This window comes from Serratia sp. CY27727, assembly GCF_052169275.1.
Lineage (GTDB): Bacteria > Pseudomonadota > Gammaproteobacteria > Enterobacterales > Enterobacteriaceae > Serratia > Serratia sarumanii.
Map to the genome: position 1 here is coordinate 637,987 of NZ_JBJNLB010000001.1, position 17,674 is coordinate 655,660.

Below are 17,674 nucleotides of genomic sequence, written 5' to 3' on the forward strand. Positions count from 1 at the left end.
GATGGACAGCAAAAGCATGGTGGTGAACTGTGTGGCGTACAAAGCCGGCCAACGGCTGGGCGAAGTGACCATCGACGATATCAGCGAGGTGGTCAAACAGCCGGATACCTTCATCTGGCTGGGGCTGCGGCAGCCGGAGCCGGCGTTTATGCGCAAGGTGCAGGAAGAGTTCGGCCTGCACGATCTGGCGATCGAAGACGCGCTGTGCGCGCACCAGCGGCCGAAGCTGGAAACCTACGGCGACTCGCTGTTCATCGTGGTGAAAACCGCGCAGTGGGGCGAGAACGACGAAATCGAATACGGCGAAACCCATTTCTTCGTCGGCAAAAACTTTCTGGTGACGGTGCGCCACGGCGCCTCGCCCAGCTACGCGCCGATCCGCGCCAAGGCGGAGGAGAACCGCAAGCAGATGTGCCGCGGGCCAGGCTTCGCCCTCTATTCGGTGTTGGACTTCGTGGTGGACAACTACCGCAGCGTGGTGACGCGCTTCGAGAGCACCATCGAGAATATCGAAGCCAACATGTTTCAGTCGGAGTTCGATCAGGCGGCGATCGAGAACGTCTATACCCTGCGCCGCCACCTGTTGGCGCTGCGCAACGCCGCGTTGCCGATGGATGAAATCTGCAACCAGCTGATCCGCCTGCACGAAGAGGTGATCCCGAAAGAGCTGCGCGCCTATGTGCGTGATGTGCAGGATCACGCGCATCAGGTGGTCAGCAATATCGACGACATGCGCGAAATGCTGACCAACGCCATGCACGTCAACCTGGCGTTGGTGACGGTCAAACAGAACGAAGTGGTGAAACGCCTGGCGGGCTGGGGGGCGATTTTGGCCATCCCGACGGTGATCTTCAGCCTGTACGGCATGAACTTCGCCGACATGCCGGAGCTGAAGTTCCCGTGGGCCTATCACGCCACGCTGGGGGTGACCGCCGTCGGCTGCATTTTCCTGTATCAGAAGCTAAAGAAATCGGGCTGGCTGTAAGCGCCAAAACGGCGGGTTTTCCCGCCGGAGAAACGATCTGCGGAGCGGCCCGCCACGCCGCTTCAATACAGCATCGGCCGCCGATCGCGATGCACGTGATTGTGGCGGCCGATGTGCTTGTTATCGGCCGCGCAGATATCCATCGATGCCAGCACCATGCCTTCGCCTGCCAGGCTCTGCGTCAATGGATAGCCGTCGGCGTCGACGATCACCGAGCCGCCGATCCACGCAACGCCGCGCTCCGTTTCGCAACGATCGCACACCGCGATGAACAGCCGATTGACGGCGGCGTTGGCCTGCGCCTTCACCATCTCCGCCGGCCGTTCGCCCTGCGGGCGCGGCGCCAGCGGCCAGTTGACCGGCGCGCACAGCAGCTGAGCGCCGGCCAGCGCCGGCAGCCGTACCCACTCAGGGAATTCGAGATCGTAACAGATCATCACCGCCAACCGGCCAAAGCGGGTCTCGACGACCGGCGGCGGCCGATCGCCGGCGGTAAAGATGGTGCTCTCTTCGTGCCACAGGTGCGCTTTGCGATAAATCGCCCTCACCCCCTGCGCATCGATCAATGCCGCGCTGTTGGCCACCTCGCCATCGGGCAGGCGCTCGCAGAAACCGGCGACGATCGCCACATCCAACTCGCGCGCCAGGGCTCCCCACAGGCTGAGGCTAGGCCCGTCTTCAGCCTCGGCCAACGCCCGCACCTCCGCCTTATCGCGCAGCACGTAGCCGCTGTTCACCAACTCCGGCAGCACGATAACGTTGGCGCCGCGCTGCGCCGCCCGGCGGATCGCCTGGGCGGACAGCGCCCGATTATGTTCCGTTTCCCCGACCCGCAACGCTAACTGGCAGCATGCGACTTTGATTTTTTCCTTCACTCCCAATCTCCTTACGACCGCCGTTAAACCCATTCGGGAGCCGTGCGCCCCGCCCTCCAGTAAAGCAGCAAAGGCGCCGCGATAAAAGCTCAGTGCGTTTCAGCGCTCGGTTTGGGTCTGCAGCTGCGCTGCCGGGCGGCTCAACAGGCTGCCCAGCACGAAGGCGACGCCGCCGCCCAGCAGGCCGCCGTAGATTGGGCTGTTGGCGTCGATGCCGTGCCAGACCATCAGCCCCACCACGCACAGGCTGCCGGTCAGCATGCTGGCGATGGCGCCGGCGCTGGTGGCGCGCGGCCAGAAGATCGCCCCCACCAGCGGGATCAGCATGCCGCCCACCAGCAGGTTGTAAGCCAGGGTCAGCGCCGCCAGCACGTCGCGCACCACGAATGCCAGCCCCAGCATGACCGCGCCCATGAGGAGCGTGGTGAAGCGCCCGGCGGCCAACCCGCCGGAAGGTTTGCGCCGGATGGCCGGCAATACGTCCTCCAGCGCGATGGTGGAAGAGGCCAGCAGGCAGGCGCTGGCGGTGGACATCAGCGCCGCCAACGCCGCGGCGGCCACCAGCCCGCTGACGCCGACCGGCAACACCGCCTGCGCGATAGCGGCGAAGGCGCCGTCGGTGTTGCTGAGCGACGGCAGCACGATCTTGCCGGCCATGCCGATCAGCGCGCCGGTCACGCCGTACAGCACGCAGTAGACGCCCGCCCCCAGCCCGGCGAAGCGCGCCACGTTGGCGCTGCGGGCGGTAAATACCCGCTGCCAGATGTCCTGGCCGATCAGAATGCCGAAGAAATAGATCAGGAAAAATACCAGAATGGTGTCAAGCCCGATCGACGACAGCTGGTAGTAACCGGCGGGCAGCAGGCTGGTGAACGCCTCCCAGCCGCCGGCCTTGACGATGCTCATCGGCATCAGCACCAGCATCATGCCGACGGTCATGATGATGAACTGAATGATGTCGGTCAGCGTCAGCGACCACATGCCCCCCAGCGTCGAATACAGCACCACCAGCCCGCCGCCGAGCAGGATAGACGCGCTGAACGACAGGCCAAACATCACCTGCATCACGCTGCCGATGGCGATGATCGAAGTCACCGCCACCATCAGATCATACGCCAGCATGATCGCGCCGCTGGTAACCCGCGCCGCCGGATGATAGCGCCGCGACAACACCTGGCTGACGGTATACAGCTTCAGCTTGAGCAGCGGCTTGGCCAGCACCAGGCTCAACACCACGATGCCCAGCCCCAGCGCGCCACACAGCCAGACGCCGGAGATGCCGTAGGTGTAGCCGAGCTTGACGCTGCCGATGGTCGACGCGCCGCCGAGCACCACCGCCGACAGCGTGCCCAGATACAGCCCCGGCCCCAGGTTGCGCCCGGCGACCAGATACGCCTCTTTGGAATTGGCGCGGCGAATGCCCATCCACCCCACCGCGCCTATCACCAGAAAGTAAAACACCACGACCAGCAGATCGAGATTCATGGGTACCTCCACTCAGTTGTTATTGTTATCAGGGGCCCCGACGCAACCGCTCCGCCGGTAGGGTCAGTGCGCCGCCTCAGCGGGCCGGCAGCACGCACAACATTTCAAACAGCAGGTTGGCCGCCAGCAGCGCCGTGTTGCCGGAGCGATCGTAAGGCGGCGACACTTCCACCACATCGCCGCCCACCAGGTTCAGCCCGTGGCAGCCGCGCACGATCTCCAGCCCCTGCCAGACCGACAGTCCGCCGACCTCCGGCGTGCCGGTGCCCGGCGCGAAGGCCGGATCCAGCCCGTCGATATCGAAGCTGAGGTAAACCGGCGCATCGCCCATCTGTTCGCGGATCTCCGCCATCAGCGGCGTCAGCGATCGGTGCCAGCAGGCCTCGGCCGGCACCACGCGAAAGCCCTGACGGCGCGACCAGTCGAAATCGTCCGCCGCATAGCCGCTGCCGCGCAGGCCGATCTGCACCACTTTTTCCGGCGCCAGCAACCCTTCCTCGAACGCGCGGCGGAAGGTGGTGCCGTGCGCCAGCTGTTCGCCGAACATCTCTTCGTTGGTGTCGGAATGTGCATCGACGTGGATCAGCCCGACCGGGCCATGTCGACGGGCGACGGCGCGCAGCACCGGCAGCGTCAGCGTGTGGTCGCCGCCGAGCGTCAACGGCATGCAGCCGTGCGCCAGGATCTCGTGGTAAGCCGCCTCGATGCGCTGCACGCTATCCGCCAGGCTGTAAGGGTTGATGGCGACATCCCCCAGATCGGCCACCTGCAGCCGTTCGAACGGGGCGGAGCCGGTGCCCATGTTGTAGGGGCGGATCATCACCGATTCCTGGCGGATCTGGCGCGGGCCATAGCGGGTGCCGCTGCGGTTGGAGGTGCCGATATCCAGCGGAATGCCGACAAAGGCGGCGTCCAGACCGCGCGCCTGTTCGGCGGCGGGCAGGCGCATCATGGTGGGGATACCGGCAAAGCGCGGCATATCGTTACCGCTTTGGGGTTGGTTCAGCATGGCGTTTCCTTGTCTTGATTTGCGATGAATTGAAACATTTGAGCAACATTCGCAGACTACCCCGCTGGCCACCCCGGCTACCATTCCCGCTTTTGCATGTAAACATCGAAAAACGCGATGTAACTAACCTATTGAAGTATTGATTTTTATTTCAACTTCATGCCATAAGGGAGGCCATATCTTCAGCGCCGCACCTATTTTCTCGATGTTAAAAATGGGTTAACCGGCCGACGTTCTGCGGAGGGGACGATGCTCACCAACCTAAGCGATATCGATCTGAAACTGCTGCGGGTATTCGTCGCGGTGGCGGAAGCTCAGGGTGTCAGCGCCGCGCAGGAAGCGCTGCTGATGAACCAGTCCACCATCAGCACTCACTTGGCCTCGCTGGAAACCCGGCTGGGTTTTCGCCTGTGCCAGCGCGGACGCTCCGGCTTCCGGCTGACGCCCAAGGGCGAACGCATGCTGATCGCCTGCCGCTCGCTGTTCAACGCCGCCCGCGACTTCACCCGGGTCAGCCAGTCGCTGAACGGCCTGCTGACCGGCGATCTGCAGATCGGTCTGGTGGATAATCTGGTTTCGCTGCCGGGCAATCCGTTCAGCCAGGCCATCAAACATTTCCAGCGCCGCCACCAGGACGTGCAATTGCAGTGCCGCATCTGTTCGCCGAACGAGATTGAGCAAGGGCTGCTGCACCGGCAGCTCGATCTGGGCATCGGCTACTTTGGCCAGCAGTTGGAGGCGTTGCGTTATCAGCCGTGGCTGGAGGAGACGCAGGCGATCTACTGCAGCGCGGATCACCCGCTGTTCACGGTGGAAGAACCGGAGCGCGAGCAGATTGAAAACGCGCGCTGGGTCAAGCGCGGCTACCTGCTGGCGCAGCAGTTGTGCCCGATCGCGCCGCCTCACCTGGCGGCGGTGGCCCACCATATGGAAAGCGTCGCCCATCTGGTGCTGAGCGGCACCTGTCTCGGCTATCTGCCCACCCACTACGCGGCGCGCTGGGTGGAACAGGGGCTGCTGCGGCAGCTGGGCGGCACGGCGCTCTCTTACCGCGCCACGCTTAGCCTGGTCAGCCGCCCCGTCCAGCCCGACGAGGCGTTGAACGCGCTGCTGGAGGATTTGGCGCGCGCCGCACGCCAATCGCCTCATCGCTGAGAGGCCAGCGCCCGATTCATGGCAAACAGCGTGCCGGTTAAAGACAGGATGAGAAGCCCGATAATGGCCCAGGCAAAAGAGGCCGCCCCGCCCCTGTCGAGCAGCATGCCGCCGATCGCGCCACCGGCGGCCACGGCGGTATTCCAGCCCGTGGTATACATGGACTGTGCCACGTCGCCCGCACGGCCGGAAAGGCGTGACAATGCCGTCTGCGTGAGGGTGGCAAAACCGCCGAAAGCCGCGCCCCACAATGCGACCGCGAGATACACCATCGGGGCTATCCGCCCCCCACTTCCCAGCAGCACGGCGGCGAGGGCAAAGATGACGATGCTCATCACCGTAAGAGATTGGACTCGTCGATCGACCAGCATCCCGGCGACGCCCAATCCTGCAATCGCGCCCAGCCCGAAGATAAACAGCACGATATCGACCCGCTCGGATAACCCCGACGGCGTGAGGAAAGGCTCCAGGTAGATATACAGAATGTTGTGGGCAACGATGAAGGTGAACACCACGAACAGCACGGCGCGGATCCCGCATTGCAAGAATACGCCGCTCAGAGACGGGCGATGCGCCTTAGCCTGGCCGGGGAAATCCGGCACGATGGCGATGATCCACACCACGAGCATCAGCGCCATCAACGTCATCAGGCCAAAGGCGCCCTGCCAGCCGATGGCTCGGCCAAGCAACGTGCCGAGCGGTACGCCGAGCACCAGCGCCAGGGTGGCGCCGGCGCCGGAGATCGCAATAGCACGGCCGCCAAGATGGGCCGGTGACATGCGCACGGCGTAACCGGCCAGCAAGGACCAAACGATGCCGCCGAAAACGCCGGCGAAGAAACGCGTCGCCAATGAGACGTGGTAATCATGCGACAGCGCCGTGACGAGGTTAACGATGGCAAAACCGCCGATCGCACTCAAGAGCAAGGGGCGGCGCCGCATGCCTTGCGTCAATGCGGTGAGCGGAATAGCGGCGACCAACGCCCCCACCGCATAGGCGGTGATGAACTGCCCCGCCAGACTTTCAGATACGTTCAAATCGCCCGCGATCGAAGAAAGCACGCCCGCCGGCATGATCTCGGTCAGCAGCGTGATAAAAGTGGCCATCGCCAACGCCAGCAGGCCCCCCAGCGGCAACCGCTCGCTGCTCCCGGCAGGCGCAGATATCGTCGTTTGATTCATCAATCACTCCCCATTCAAAGATGTTTCCGCCCATTGCGGATGACGTTTGCATCATGCTGCCCACTCGCCGATAAAAGAAAAACAGGCTAAAGTGAATAACACTCATGACAAAAAAGTCATCAATAGAATGGAAGCCTATGGAAAGCTTGGGTTCTCTCGACGTTTTCGTGCGGGTCAGCGAAAGCCGCAGTTTCACGGCGGCCGGGCAACAGTTGGGGATCTCCGCGTCAGCGGTCAGCAAAACCATCGCCCGGCTGGAGGAACGGCTCAGCGTGCGGCTGTTTCACCGCTCCACCCGCACGGTCAACCTGACGCCGGAAGGGGCCTTGTTCCTGGAAAGGTGCCGACGCATTTTGAGCGAGGTGAAAGAGGCGGAAGCCGAACTGTTGCAAACGCGGGGAACGCCCCAGGGCAAGCTGCGCATCAGTCTGCCGTCGCTGGGCACGCTTTTCATGCCAAAACTGGGGGACTTCAAACGCCGCTATCCTGAGATCGAGCTGGATATTGATTATTCGGATCGGCTGGTTGACGTGATTGAGGAAGGTTTCGATGCCGTTATCCGCAGCGGAACCCCGAGCGACTCACGGCTGGTTGCCCGCCGGCTGGGTACCTGCCGCAAGGTTTTCGTTGGCGCGCCGGGTTATTTCAGCAAAGCGGGTATGCCGAGCAAGCCCGAGGATCTGACAAGCCATGCCCGTTTGCATTATCGCTTTCCCAGCACCGGCAAACTGGATGTCTGGCCGCTGGGAGACAAGACGGAGATGATCCCCGAACGGCCGGCCAGCATGGTGACAAATACTCTCGATCCGCAGGTGTGCTTCGCGGAGCAAGGGCTCGGCATCGCTTATTTGCCGGAAATCGCCGTGCGCAGACAGCTGGAACAGGGCAGCCTGGTGACGGTCCTGGATGAATACGACCGCGAGAACATGGTTTTTCATGTCCTCTGGCCGTCGGGCCGCCACCTGTCAGTCAAAATCAGGCTGTTCGTCGACTTTGTGACGAGCCACCTTTTCCCGCTTTAAACGACGTAGGCTGCCTTAACTGACCGGCATGCGCGCCGGATCGGGATACTGATACTCAAAACCCAGCTCGTTGCAGATGCGGTTGCCGTCCACCAGCCGCTCATCCTGCTCCGCTTCGTCGGCGAACTGCGGCGGCTCCAGGTGCAGCTGCTCGGCCAGCGCCGGATAAAATTCGCGTTTGGCCGGATGATGCGGCGCGCACAGATTGTACACATGGCCGCCCTTCGGCAGCTTCAGCAGCAGTTGGATGGCGGCGATGACGTCGTCCTGATGCACCAGATTCACCCCCTGCGAACCGCCCTTCACGTCGAGTTTGCCCGCCAGGAAGCGGCCGGGGTGGCGGTCGGCGCCCACCAGCCCCGCCAGCCGCAGAATGTCCACTGAGGTATTCGGCAATTCATGCAGCCAGCGCTCCAGCTCGGCCAGCACCCGGCCCGACGGCGAGACCGGCCGCAGCGGCGACTCTTCGCGCAGCGTGCCGGCGGTTTCGCCGTACACCGAGGTGGAACTGGTAAAGATCACCCGCGGCACGCCGAAGGCCATCGCGCTGTCCACCAGCATGCGCACCGCATTGAAATAGTTCTCGCTGCCTTCGACGGTGCGCCGTGCGGGCAGCGTCACCACCAGCGCATCCACGCGCAGCAGCGATTCCAGATCGTCCGGATCGCACTCCAGCTCCGGCGTCAGCTCCAGTTGATAGCATTCGATGCCGCTCATGCGCGCGGCCTCGACGCCGTCCGGCGTGGTTTTGCTGCCGACCACGTCATACCCGCGCCCCATCAGCGACAGCGCCAACGGCATGCCCAGCCAACCCAAACCAATAATGGCTACCTTTTTCATCCTCTTCCTCTCCTGAAGATCGCAGCGCCCTACCCCTAAGGCTACGCCACTGTGCACGGCGATACAATCTGCCCGGCTTAAGGTTAGGTAAAGCCGTGTGTGGCTAATAACCTAACCTGTTTCAATAAATTAAATTTATGACGTTAAAAAAGGGTTGCGCGGTGGACAGCGGATAGTTTAGCTTAATTGGCATACGGTTTTTACCGGCTTTTGATTAGAGAAAAACACCATGACACGCGTTCAGTTCAACCACCATCATCACCATCACCCTGACTAGTCTTTCAGGCGATGAGTGCTGGAAGACGGTTTGTTAATCTTCCAGTGGCGCGCAGAACGCAAGAGAGAGCCCTCGGAAGATTTCTTCCGAGGGTTTTTTTTTGGCTTCGGACAGACAGAAAGAATATTTTTACAACAAATTCATAAAATTACAGATTAAACAGAGGTTACCATGCTGGACAAGACACGTTTACGGATCGCAATGCAGAAGTCGGGCCGCCTGAGCGAGGAATCCCAGGAACTGCTGGCGCGCTGCGGCATCAAGATCAACCTGCAGCAGCAGCGCCTGATCGCCTTCGCGGAAAACATGCCGATCGATATCCTGCGCGTGCGCGACGACGACATTCCGGGCCTGGTGATGGACGGCGTGGTCGATCTGGGCATCATCGGCGAAAACGTGCTGGAAGAAGAGTTGCTCAGCCGCCGCGCTCAGGGCGAAGACCCGCGTTACTTCACCCTGCGCCGCCTCGATTTCGGCGGCTGCCGCCTGTCGCTGGCCACCCCGCTCGACGCCGAATACGCCGGCCCGCAAAGCCTGCAGGACGCCCGCATCGCTACCTCTTACCCGCACCTGCTGAAGCAATACCTCGACAAGCAGGGCGTGCGCTTCAAATCTTGCCTGCTGAACGGTTCGGTGGAAGTGGCGCCGCGCGCCGGCCTGGCCGACGCCATCTGCGATCTGGTCTCTACCGGCGCCACGCTGGAGGCCAACGGCCTGCGCGAGGTGGAGGTGATCTACCGCTCCAAGGCCTGCCTGATCCAGCGCGACGGCGAAATGCCGGAAGCCAAACAGCAGCTGATCGACCGCCTGATGACCCGCATTCAGGGCGTGATCCAGGCGCGCGAATCCAAATACATCATGCTGCACGCGCCGAGCGAGAAGCTGGACGAGATCGTCGCGCTGCTGCCGGGCGCCGAACGCCCGACCATTCTGCCACTGGCCGGCGCGCAGAACCGCGTGGCGATGCACATGGTGAGCAGCGAAACCCTGTTCTGGGAAACCATGGAAAAACTGAAAGCGCTCGGCGCCAGCTCGATTCTGGTGCTGCCGATTGAAAAGATGATGGAGTAACGCCATGTCGACCTTCAACACGCCGATCGATTGGGCAACGTGCAGCGCCGAACGCCAGGCCGAGCTGCTGATGCGCCCGGCAATCGCCGCTTCCGACAGCATCACCCGCACGGTGAGCGAGATCCTCGACAACGTGAAGGCCAACGGCGATCGGGCGCTGCGCGACTACAGCGCCCGCTTCGACAAGGCGGAAGTCGCCGCGCTGCGCGTCAGCGCCGAGCAGATCGCCGCCGCCTGCGCGCGACTGGGCGATGACATCAAACAGGCGATGGCGGTGGCCGTCGCCAACGTGGACACCTTCCACAACGCGCAGCGACTGCCGCCGGTGGACGTCGAAACGCAGCCGGGCGTGCGCTGCCAGCAGGTGACCCGCCCAATCGACTCGGTGGGCCTGTATATTCCCGGTGGGTCGGCGCCGCTGTTCTCCACCGTGCTGATGCTGGCGACGCCGGCGCGCATCGCCGGTTGCCGCCGGGTGGTGCTGTGCTCGCCGCCGCCGATCGCCGATGAGATCCTGTATGCGGCACAGCTGTGCGGCGTGCAGGAAGTGTTTCAGGTCGGGGGCGCGCAGGCGATCGCCGCCCTGGCGTTCGGCACCGAAAGCGTACCGCGCGTGGCGAAAATCTTCGGGCCGGGCAACGCCTTCGTGACCGAAGCCAAGCGGCAGGTCAGCCAGCGTCTCGACGGCGCGGCTATCGACATGCCGGCCGGGCCTTCGGAGGTGCTGGTGATCGCCGACGCCGGCGCCACCCCGGCGTTCGTCGCTTCCGATCTGCTGTCGCAGGCCGAACACGGCCCGGATTCGCAGGTGATCCTGCTGACGCCGGACGCGGCGATGGCGCAGGCGGTGGCCGAAGCGGTGGAAAGCCAGCTGGCCGAGTTGCCGCGCGCCGAGACCGCCCGCCAGGCGCTGGCGAGCAGCCGCCTGATCGTGGCGCGCGATCTGCCAGAGTGCGTGGCCATCAGCAACCGCTACGGCCCGGAGCACCTGATCATTCAGACCCGCAATGCGCGCGAGCTGGTAGACGACATCACCAGCGCCGGTTCGGTGTTCCTCGGCGACTGGTCGCCGGAGTCCGCCGGCGATTACGCCTCCGGCACCAACCACGTGCTGCCGACCTACGGCTACACCGCCACCTGCTCCAGCCTGGGGCTGGCCGATTTTCAAAAACGCATGACGGTGCAGGAGCTGACGCCGCAGGGCTTCAGCAACCTGGCCGCCACCATCGAGACGCTGGCCGCCGCCGAGCAGCTGATCGCCCACAAGAACGCCGTGACCCTGCGCGTCGCCGCCCTGAAGGAGCAAGCATGAGCATCGAAAAACTGGCGCGCGCCAACGTTCGCGAGCTGACCCCTTATCAATCGGCGCGCCGCCTCGGCGGTAAGGGCGACGTGTGGCTGAACGCCAACGAATACCCGATCGCGCCCGAGTTCCAGCTGACCGCGCAAACCTTCAACCGCTATCCGGAGTGCCAGCCGGCGCAGGTAATCGAACGCTACGCCGCCTACGCCGGGGTGAAGAAAGAGCAGGTGCTGGTCAGCCGCGGCGCCGATGAAGGCATCGAACTGCTGATCCGCGCCTTCTGCGAGCCGGGCAAAGACGCCATTCTGTTCTGCCCGCCGACCTACGGCATGTACGCCGTCAGCGCCGAAACCTTCGGCGTGGAGCGCCGCACCGTGGCCGCCAAAGAGGACTGGCAGCTGGATCTGCCGGCCATCGCAGACAGCATGGACAACGTGAAGCTGATCTACGTCTGCAGCCCGAACAACCCGACCGGCAACCTGATCGACCCGGACTCGCTGCGCAACCTGCTGGAGCTGGCCAAAGGCAAGGCGATCGTCGCGGTGGACGAAGCCTATATCGAGTTTTGCCCGCAGGCCTCGGTGGCCGGGTGGCTGAGCGACTATCCGCATCTGGCTATCCTGCGCACGCTGTCGAAGGCCTTTGCGCTGGCCGGCCTGCGCTGCGGCTTTACGCTCGCCAACGAAGATCTGATCGCCCTGCTACTGAAGGTGATCGCGCCTTACCCGCTCTCGACGCCGGTGGCGGATATCGCCGCGCAGGCGCTGAGCGAAGAAGGTATCCGCACCATGCGTCAGCGCGTCACCGACATCGCCGCCACCCGCAGCTGGCTGCAGCAACAGCTGGAAAAATGCGCCTGCGTCGAGCAGGTTTTCGCCAGCGACAGCAATTACCTGCTGGCCCGCTTCACCGCCTCAAGTAATGTGTTTAAAAGCTTGTGGGATCAGGGCATTATCTTACGAGACCAAAACAAACAGCCCGGGTTGTCCGGCTGCCTGCGCATCACCATAGGCACCCGCGACGAATGTCAACGCGTGGTGGACGCCTTGTCCGCCCTGCCCGGCGCCAACCAGACTCGCCAGGAGCCAATGTGAGCCAAAAAATCCTCTTTATCGATCGTGACGGCACGCTGATCGCCGAGCCACCGGAAGATTTCCAGGTTGACCGCCTGGACAAGCTGGCGCTCGAGCCGGACGTGATCCCTTCCCTGCTGGCGCTGCAACAGGCGGGGTATCAGCTGGTGATGATCACCAATCAGGATGGGCTCGGCACCGCCAGTTTCCCGCAGGAAACCTTCGATCCGCCGCACAACCTGATGATGCAGATCCTCAGCTCGCAGGGCATTCAGTTCGCCGATGTGCTGATCTGCCCGCACCTGCCGGCGGACAACTGCGACTGCCGCAAACCGAAAACCGCGCTGGTGAAGGGCTACCTCGAACCCGGCGTGCTGAATGCCGCCCACAGCTACGTGATCGGCGATCGGCCGACCGACGTGCAGCTGGCGGAAAACATGGGCATCCAGGGGCTGCGCTACCAGCACGGCGTGCTGGGCTGGAAAGAGATCGTGCGCCAGCTGACCCTGCGCGACCGCCACGCGCGGGTTAACCGCGTGACCAAAGAGACGCAGATCGACGTCAACGTCTGGCTGGATCGCGAAGGCGGCAGCAAGATCAAAACCGGCGTCGGCTTCTTCGATCACATGCTGGATCAGATCGCCACCCACGGCGGCTTCCGCATGGAGATCGACGTCAAAGGCGATCTGTATATCGACGATCACCACACGGTGGAAGACACCGGTCTGGCGCTGGGTGAAGCGCTGAACAAGGCGCTTGGCGACAAGCGCGGCATCGCCCGCTTCGGCTTCGTGCTGCCGATGGACGAGTGCCTGGCGCGCTGCGCGCTGGATATTTCCGGCCGCCCGCACCTGGAATACAAGGCCGAGTTCAACTATCAGCGCGTCGGCGATCTCAGCACCGAAATGGTCGAGCACTTCTTCCGTTCGCTCTCTTACACCATGGGCTGCACGCTGCACCTGAAGACCAAGGGCAAAAACGACCACCACCGGGTCGAGAGCCTGTTCAAAGTGTTTGGCCGCACGCTGCGCCAGGCGATCCGCGTCGAGGGCAATACCCTGCCGAGCTCGAAAGGAGTGCTGTGATGAACGTGGTGATTTTGGATACCGGCTGCGCCAACCTGGCCTCCGTCACCTACGCGGTGCGGCGCCTGGGTTACCAGCCGGAGGTGAGCCGCGATCCGGAGATCGTGCTGCGCGCCGACAAGCTGTTCCTGCCGGGCGTCGGCACCGCGCAGGCGGCGATGGATCAACTGCGCGAACGGGATCTCATCGAGCTGATCAAGGCCTGCACGCAGCCGGTGCTGGGCATCTGCCTCGGCATGCAGCTGCTGGCGGCCAGCAGCGAAGAGAACGGCGGCGTGACCACGCTCGGCCTCATCGATACGCCGGTCAAGCAGATGACCGACTTTGGCCTGCCGCTGCCGCACATGGGCTGGAACCAGGTGTCCGCGCAGGCGGGCCACCATCTGTTCCGCGGCATCGATGACGGCGCCTACTTCTATTTCGTTCACAGCTATGCGATGCCGATATGCCCCAGCACCATCGCCCAGGCGAACTACGGCGAGCCCTTCACCGCCGCCGTGCAAAAAGACAACTTCTTCGGCGTGCAGTTTCATCCAGAACGTTCTGGAGCGGCCGGCGCACAACTGTTGAAAAACTTTCTGGAGATGTAGGCAGCATGATTATTCCGGCTTTGGATTTGATCGACGGCAAGGTGGTGCGTTTGCATCAGGGCGATTACGGCCAACAGCGCGACTACGGCAACGATCCGCTGTTACGCCTGCAGGACTATCAACAACAGGGCGCGCAGGTGCTGCACCTGGTCGATCTGACCGGCGCCAAGGATCCGGCGGCGCGCCAGATCCCGCTGCTGCGCAAACTGCTGGCGGGGGTTAATGTGCCGGTGCAGGTCGGCGGCGGCATCCGCAACGAGCAAGACGTCAGCGCCCTGCTGGAGGCTGGCGCCACGCGCGTGGTGATCGGCTCCACCGCGGTGAAACAGCCGCAACTGGTGCAGAGCTGGTTCGAGCGCTACGGCGCCGACGCGCTGGTGCTGGCGCTGGACGTGCGCATCGACGCGCAGGGCGTGAAACGCGTGGCCATCAGCGGCTGGCAGGAGGATTCCGACGCCACGCTGGAACAGGTGGTGGAGCAGTTCCTGCCCTACGGGCTGAAGCACGTGCTGTGCACCGACATTTCGCGCGACGGTACGCTGGCCGGTTCCAACGTGGCGCTGTATCAGGCGATCAGTCGCCGCTATCCGCAGGTGGCCTTCCAGGCCTCGGGCGGCATCGGCAATCTGGACGACATCGCCCAGCTGCGCGGCAGCGGCGTTGCCGGCGTGATCGTGGGGCGCGCCCTGCTGGAAGGTAAATTTAGCGTTGAGGAGGCGATCGCATGCTGGCAAAACGGATAATCCCGTGCCTGGATGTTAAAGACGGGCAAGTGGTGAAAGGCGTGCAGTTCCGCAACCACGAAATCATCGGCGACATCGTGCCGCTGGCGCAGCGCTATGCGCAAGAAGGTGCGGACGAGCTGGTGTTTTACGATATCACCGCCTCGAGCGACGGCCGGGTGGTGGACAAAAGCTGGGTATCGCGCGTGGCGGAGGTGATTGATATTCCGTTCTGCGTCGCCGGCGGCATTAAAAGCGCCGAGGACGCCAGCCAGATCCTGTCTTTCGGCGCCGACAAGATTTCGATCAACTCGCCGGCGCTGGCCGATCCCGAGCTGATTAGCCGCCTGGCGGAACGCTTCGGCGTGCAGTGCATCGTCGTGGGCATCGACACCTGGTTCGACAGTGAAACCGGCAAGTATCACGTCAACCAATATACCGGCGACGAGAGCCGCACCCGCATCACCCAGTGGGAAACCCTCGACTGGGTACAGGAAGTGCAGCGCCGCGGCGCCGGTGAGATCGTGCTGAACATGATGAACCAGGACGGCGTGCGCAACGGTTACGATCTGCAGCAGCTGCGCCGGGTGCGCGAGGCCTGCAAGGTGCCGCTGATCGCCTCGGGCGGCGCGGGCACCATGGAGCACTTCCTGGAAGCGTTCCGCGATGCGGACGTCGACGGCGCGCTGGCGGCGTCGGTGTTCCACAAACAAATCATCAATATCGGCGAGCTGAAAAGGTTCCTGGTTGAACAAGGCGTGGAGATTCGCGTGTGCTGACAGAACAACAGAACAACCAGCTGGACTGGGAAAAAACCGACGGCCTGATGCCGGCTATCGTGCAGCACGCCGTTTCCGGCGAAGTGCTGATGCTGGGTTACATGACGCCGGAAGCGCTGGCGGCCACCGAGCAGAGCGGCAACGTCACCTTCTTCTCGCGCACCAAGCAGCGCCTGTGGACCAAGGGTGAAAGCTCCGGCCACTTCCTCAAGGTGGTCAGCATCACGCCGGACTGCGATAACGACACGCTGCTGGTATTGGCCAACCCGATCGGCCCGACCTGCCACCTCGGCAACAGCAGCTGCTTCCACCCGGCCGCCAGCGACTGGACGTTCCTCTATCAGCTGGAGCAGCTGTTGGCGGAGCGCAAGCACGCCAGCCCGGACAGCTCGTACACTGCCAGCCTGTATGCCAGCGGCACCAAGCGCATTGCGCAGAAGGTCGGGGAAGAAGGCGTGGAAACCGCGCTGGCCGCCACGGTCAACGATCGCGAAGAGCTGACCAACGAGGCCTCGGATCTGATCTATCACCTGCTGGTGCTGCTGCAGGACCAGGATCTGGACCTGAGCGTGGTGATCGGCCGGCTGCGCGAGCGGCATCAGAAAAAAGCGTGACGCTAACTCGCGCCCAATAAAAAAGCCGCCGGGCGTTAACCTCGGCGGCTTTTTTTATCGCTCAACGGGCGGGCTTATTCCATCCATTCGGTATGGAATACGCCTTCCTTGTCGATGCGTTTATAGGTGTGCGCACCGAAGTAGTCGCGCTGCGCCTGGATCAGGTTCGCCGGCAGCACCGCGGAGCGGTAGCTGTCGTAGTAGGCGATCGCAGCGGAGAAGGTCGGCGTAGGAATACCGTTCTGCACGGCATAGGCCACCACGTCACGCAGCGCCTGCTGGTACTCGTCGGCGATTTGCTTGAAGTATGGCGCCAGCAGCAGGTTGGCGATATCGGCATCCGCCGCGTAAGCGTCGGTGATCTTCTGCAGGAACTGGGCGCGGATGATGCAGCCGGCGCGGAAGATCTTGGCGATTTCGCCGTAGTGCAGATCCCAGTTGTTTTCTTTAGACGCGGCTTTCAGCTGAGAGAAGCCCTGCGCGTAGGACACGATCTTGCCCAGATACAGCGCGCGACGCACTTTCTCGATGAATTCGGCTTTGTCGCCGGTGAACGGCGCCACTTTCGGGCCGGTCAGCACTTTAGACGCGGCAACGCGCTGGTCTTTCAGCGAGGACAGGTAGCGCGCAAACACCGACTCGGTGATCAGCGACAGAGGTTCGCCCAGATCCAGAGAGCTCTGGCTGGTCCACTTGCCGGTGCCTTTGTTGGCGGCTTCGTCCAGGATCACATCGACCAGGTATTTACCCTCTTCGTCTTTCTTGGTGAAGATGTCTTTGGTGATGTCGATCAGGTAGCTGTTCAGTTCGCCCTTGTTCCACTCGGCGAAGGTTTCGGCCAGTTGCTCGTTGCTCAGGTTCAGCGCCTGCTTCAGCAGGGAATAGGCTTCGGCAATCAGCTGCATGTCGCCGTATTCGATGCCGTTGTGCACCATTTTCACATAGTGGCCGGCGCCGTCTGCGCCGATGTAGGTCACGCAAGGCTCGCCTTCGGCAACCGCAGCGATTTTCTCCAGGATCGGCGCCACCAGCTCGTAAGCTTCTTTCTGGCCGCCAGGCATGATGGAAGGCCCTTTCAGCGCGCCCTCTTCACCGCCGGAAACGCCGGTACCGATGAAGTTGAAGCCCTGGTCGGACAGTTCGCGGTTACGACGGATGGTGTCCTGATAGTAGGTGTTGCCGCCGTCGATCAGGATATCGCCCTTGTCCAGGTGCGGAGTCAGCGAGGCAATGGTTTTATCCGTTGCTTCGCCCGCTTTCACCATCAGCAGGATGCGGCGCGGTTTTTCCAGCGATTCGACAAACTCTTCAACGGTATAATACGGCGCCAGATTCTTGCCCGGGTTCTCAGCGATCACTTCGTCAGTTTTGTCGCCAGAACGGTTGAAAATGGAAACGGTGTAACCACGGCTCTCGATGTTCAGCGCGAGGTTGCGGCCCATTACCGCCATGCCGACAACGCCGATTTGTTGCTTGGACATTTAGGAACTCCTGTCTTTGAATGACACAGACCTGAAGCGTCTGTTATTTATCTACTGTTAGAGGATAGTAACCGAAGTTTTGGCATGTAGGGTAGCAATAGGTGTGATAGGCATGAAAAATCAATTA

18 protein-coding genes and 1 other annotated feature are annotated in these 17,674 nt (G+C 62.7%); of the genes, 12 read left to right on the forward strand and 6 right to left on the reverse strand.

Annotated elements, in window-relative coordinates; genetic code table 11:
- The first annotated feature begins 1 nt into the window (after window position 1).
- A complete protein-coding gene (gene corA / locus ACJ8HB_RS03240; RefSeq protein ID WP_033637778.1) occupies window positions 2-985 on the forward strand; it encodes a magnesium/cobalt transporter CorA in 984 nt (327 codons plus the stop codon).
- Between the two features lie 62 nt (window positions 986-1,047).
- Here corA and ACJ8HB_RS03245 read toward each other — a convergent pair whose 3' ends face one another.
- From ACJ8HB_RS03245 to speB, 3 genes are all read right to left on the reverse strand, one after another.
- Window positions 1,048-1,860: a nitrilase family protein gene (locus tag ACJ8HB_RS03245; protein ID WP_239505021.1), complete on the reverse strand. Its 813-nt coding sequence runs from the start codon at window positions 1,858-1,860 to the stop codon at window positions 1,048-1,050.
- Window positions 1,861-1,959: 99 nt separating this feature from the next.
- Window positions 1,960-3,345, reverse strand: coding sequence for a sodium:solute symporter (locus ACJ8HB_RS03250; protein ID WP_033646725.1), 1,386 nt, complete (start codon window positions 3,343-3,345; stop codon window positions 1,960-1,962).
- Between the two features lie 76 nt (window positions 3,346-3,421).
- Complete coding sequence (speB, locus tag ACJ8HB_RS03255) at window positions 3,422-4,354, reverse strand: agmatinase (protein ID WP_060387490.1); 933 nt, start codon at window positions 4,352-4,354, stop codon at window positions 3,422-3,424.
- 249 nt (window positions 4,355-4,603) lie between these two features.
- On the opposite strand from speB, the gene ACJ8HB_RS03260 reads away from it, so the two are divergent.
- Window positions 4,604-5,509, forward strand: a complete 906-nt coding sequence (locus ACJ8HB_RS03260; protein WP_094859713.1) for a LysR family transcriptional regulator — start codon at window positions 4,604-4,606, stop codon at window positions 5,507-5,509.
- On the opposite strand, the gene ACJ8HB_RS03265 is transcribed toward ACJ8HB_RS03260, so the two are convergent.
- On the reverse strand, window positions 5,500-6,690 hold the full coding sequence (locus ACJ8HB_RS03265; protein WP_094859712.1) for an MFS transporter: 1,191 nt from the start codon (window positions 6,688-6,690) through the stop codon (window positions 5,500-5,502). The genes ACJ8HB_RS03260 and ACJ8HB_RS03265 overlap by 10 nt on opposite strands.
- A gap of 137 nt (window positions 6,691-6,827) precedes the next feature.
- Here ACJ8HB_RS03265 and ACJ8HB_RS03270 point away from each other — a divergent pair, with 137 nt between their 5' ends.
- Entirely contained in the window at window positions 6,828-7,712 is an 885-nt protein-coding gene (locus ACJ8HB_RS03270; protein ID WP_033637772.1) for a LysR family transcriptional regulator, read from the forward strand.
- Window positions 7,713-7,727: 15 nt separating this feature from the next.
- Here the strand turns inward: ACJ8HB_RS03270 and ACJ8HB_RS03275 are convergent, their stop codons facing one another.
- Complete coding sequence (locus ACJ8HB_RS03275) at window positions 7,728-8,552, reverse strand: SDR family oxidoreductase (RefSeq protein WP_033654614.1); 825 nt, start codon at window positions 8,550-8,552, stop codon at window positions 7,728-7,730.
- A 229-nt stretch (window positions 8,553-8,781) separates the two neighbouring features.
- Between ACJ8HB_RS03275 and hisL the strand changes: the two genes are divergently transcribed.
- From hisL to hisIE, 9 genes are all read left to right on the forward strand, one after another.
- Complete coding sequence (hisL, locus tag ACJ8HB_RS03280; protein WP_100396937.1) at window positions 8,782-8,829, forward strand: his operon leader peptide; 48 nt, start codon at window positions 8,782-8,784, stop codon at window positions 8,827-8,829.
- Window positions 8,805-8,931, forward strand: a sequence feature (His leader region). It overlaps the preceding gene by 25 nt.
- Window positions 8,932-9,000: 69 nt before the next feature.
- Window positions 9,001-9,900 (forward strand): ATP phosphoribosyltransferase, encoded by a 900-nt coding sequence (gene hisG, locus ACJ8HB_RS03285; RefSeq protein ID WP_033637770.1) that lies wholly within the window; start codon window positions 9,001-9,003, stop codon window positions 9,898-9,900.
- Window positions 9,901-9,904: 4 nt separating this feature from the next.
- Window positions 9,905-11,212, forward strand: a complete 1,308-nt coding sequence (gene hisD, locus ACJ8HB_RS03290; RefSeq protein WP_047568450.1) for a histidinol dehydrogenase — start codon at window positions 9,905-9,907, stop codon at window positions 11,210-11,212.
- A complete protein-coding gene (hisC, locus tag ACJ8HB_RS03295) occupies window positions 11,209-12,297 on the forward strand; it encodes a histidinol-phosphate transaminase (protein WP_041034253.1) in 1,089 nt (362 codons plus the stop codon). Before hisD ends, hisC begins: the two co-directional genes overlap by 4 nt.
- Window positions 12,294-13,361, forward strand: a complete 1,068-nt coding sequence (gene hisB / locus ACJ8HB_RS03300) for a bifunctional histidinol-phosphatase/imidazoleglycerol-phosphate dehydratase HisB (RefSeq protein WP_047568452.1) — start codon at window positions 12,294-12,296, stop codon at window positions 13,359-13,361. The genes hisC and hisB overlap by 4 nt, the downstream gene beginning before the upstream one ends.
- The gene (hisH, locus tag ACJ8HB_RS03305; RefSeq protein ID WP_033637766.1) at window positions 13,361-13,951 is read left to right on the forward strand and encodes an imidazole glycerol phosphate synthase subunit HisH; all 591 of its coding nucleotides are present in this window, start codon (window positions 13,361-13,363) and stop codon (window positions 13,949-13,951) included. Before hisB ends, hisH begins: the two co-directional genes overlap by 1 nt.
- A gap of 5 nt (window positions 13,952-13,956) precedes the next feature.
- Window positions 13,957-14,694: a 1-(5-phosphoribosyl)-5-[(5-phosphoribosylamino)methylideneamino]imidazole-4-carboxamide isomerase gene (hisA, locus tag ACJ8HB_RS03310; RefSeq protein ID WP_033637765.1), complete on the forward strand. Its 738-nt coding sequence runs from the start codon at window positions 13,957-13,959 to the stop codon at window positions 14,692-14,694.
- Window positions 14,676-15,452, forward strand: a complete 777-nt coding sequence (gene hisF, locus ACJ8HB_RS03315) for an imidazole glycerol phosphate synthase subunit HisF (RefSeq protein WP_033637764.1) — start codon at window positions 14,676-14,678, stop codon at window positions 15,450-15,452. Before hisA ends, hisF begins: the two co-directional genes overlap by 19 nt.
- Window positions 15,446-16,066, forward strand: coding sequence for a bifunctional phosphoribosyl-AMP cyclohydrolase/phosphoribosyl-ATP diphosphatase HisIE (gene hisIE / locus ACJ8HB_RS03320; RefSeq protein WP_033654609.1), 621 nt, complete (start codon window positions 15,446-15,448; stop codon window positions 16,064-16,066). The genes hisF and hisIE overlap by 7 nt, the downstream gene beginning before the upstream one ends.
- Before the next feature lie 74 nt (window positions 16,067-16,140).
- Here hisIE and gndA read toward each other — a convergent pair whose 3' ends face one another.
- Window positions 16,141-17,547 (reverse strand): NADP-dependent phosphogluconate dehydrogenase, encoded by a 1,407-nt coding sequence (gene gndA, locus ACJ8HB_RS03325; RefSeq protein ID WP_004938815.1) that lies wholly within the window; start codon window positions 17,545-17,547, stop codon window positions 16,141-16,143.
- Between the last annotated feature and the right edge of the window lie 127 nt (window positions 17,548-17,674).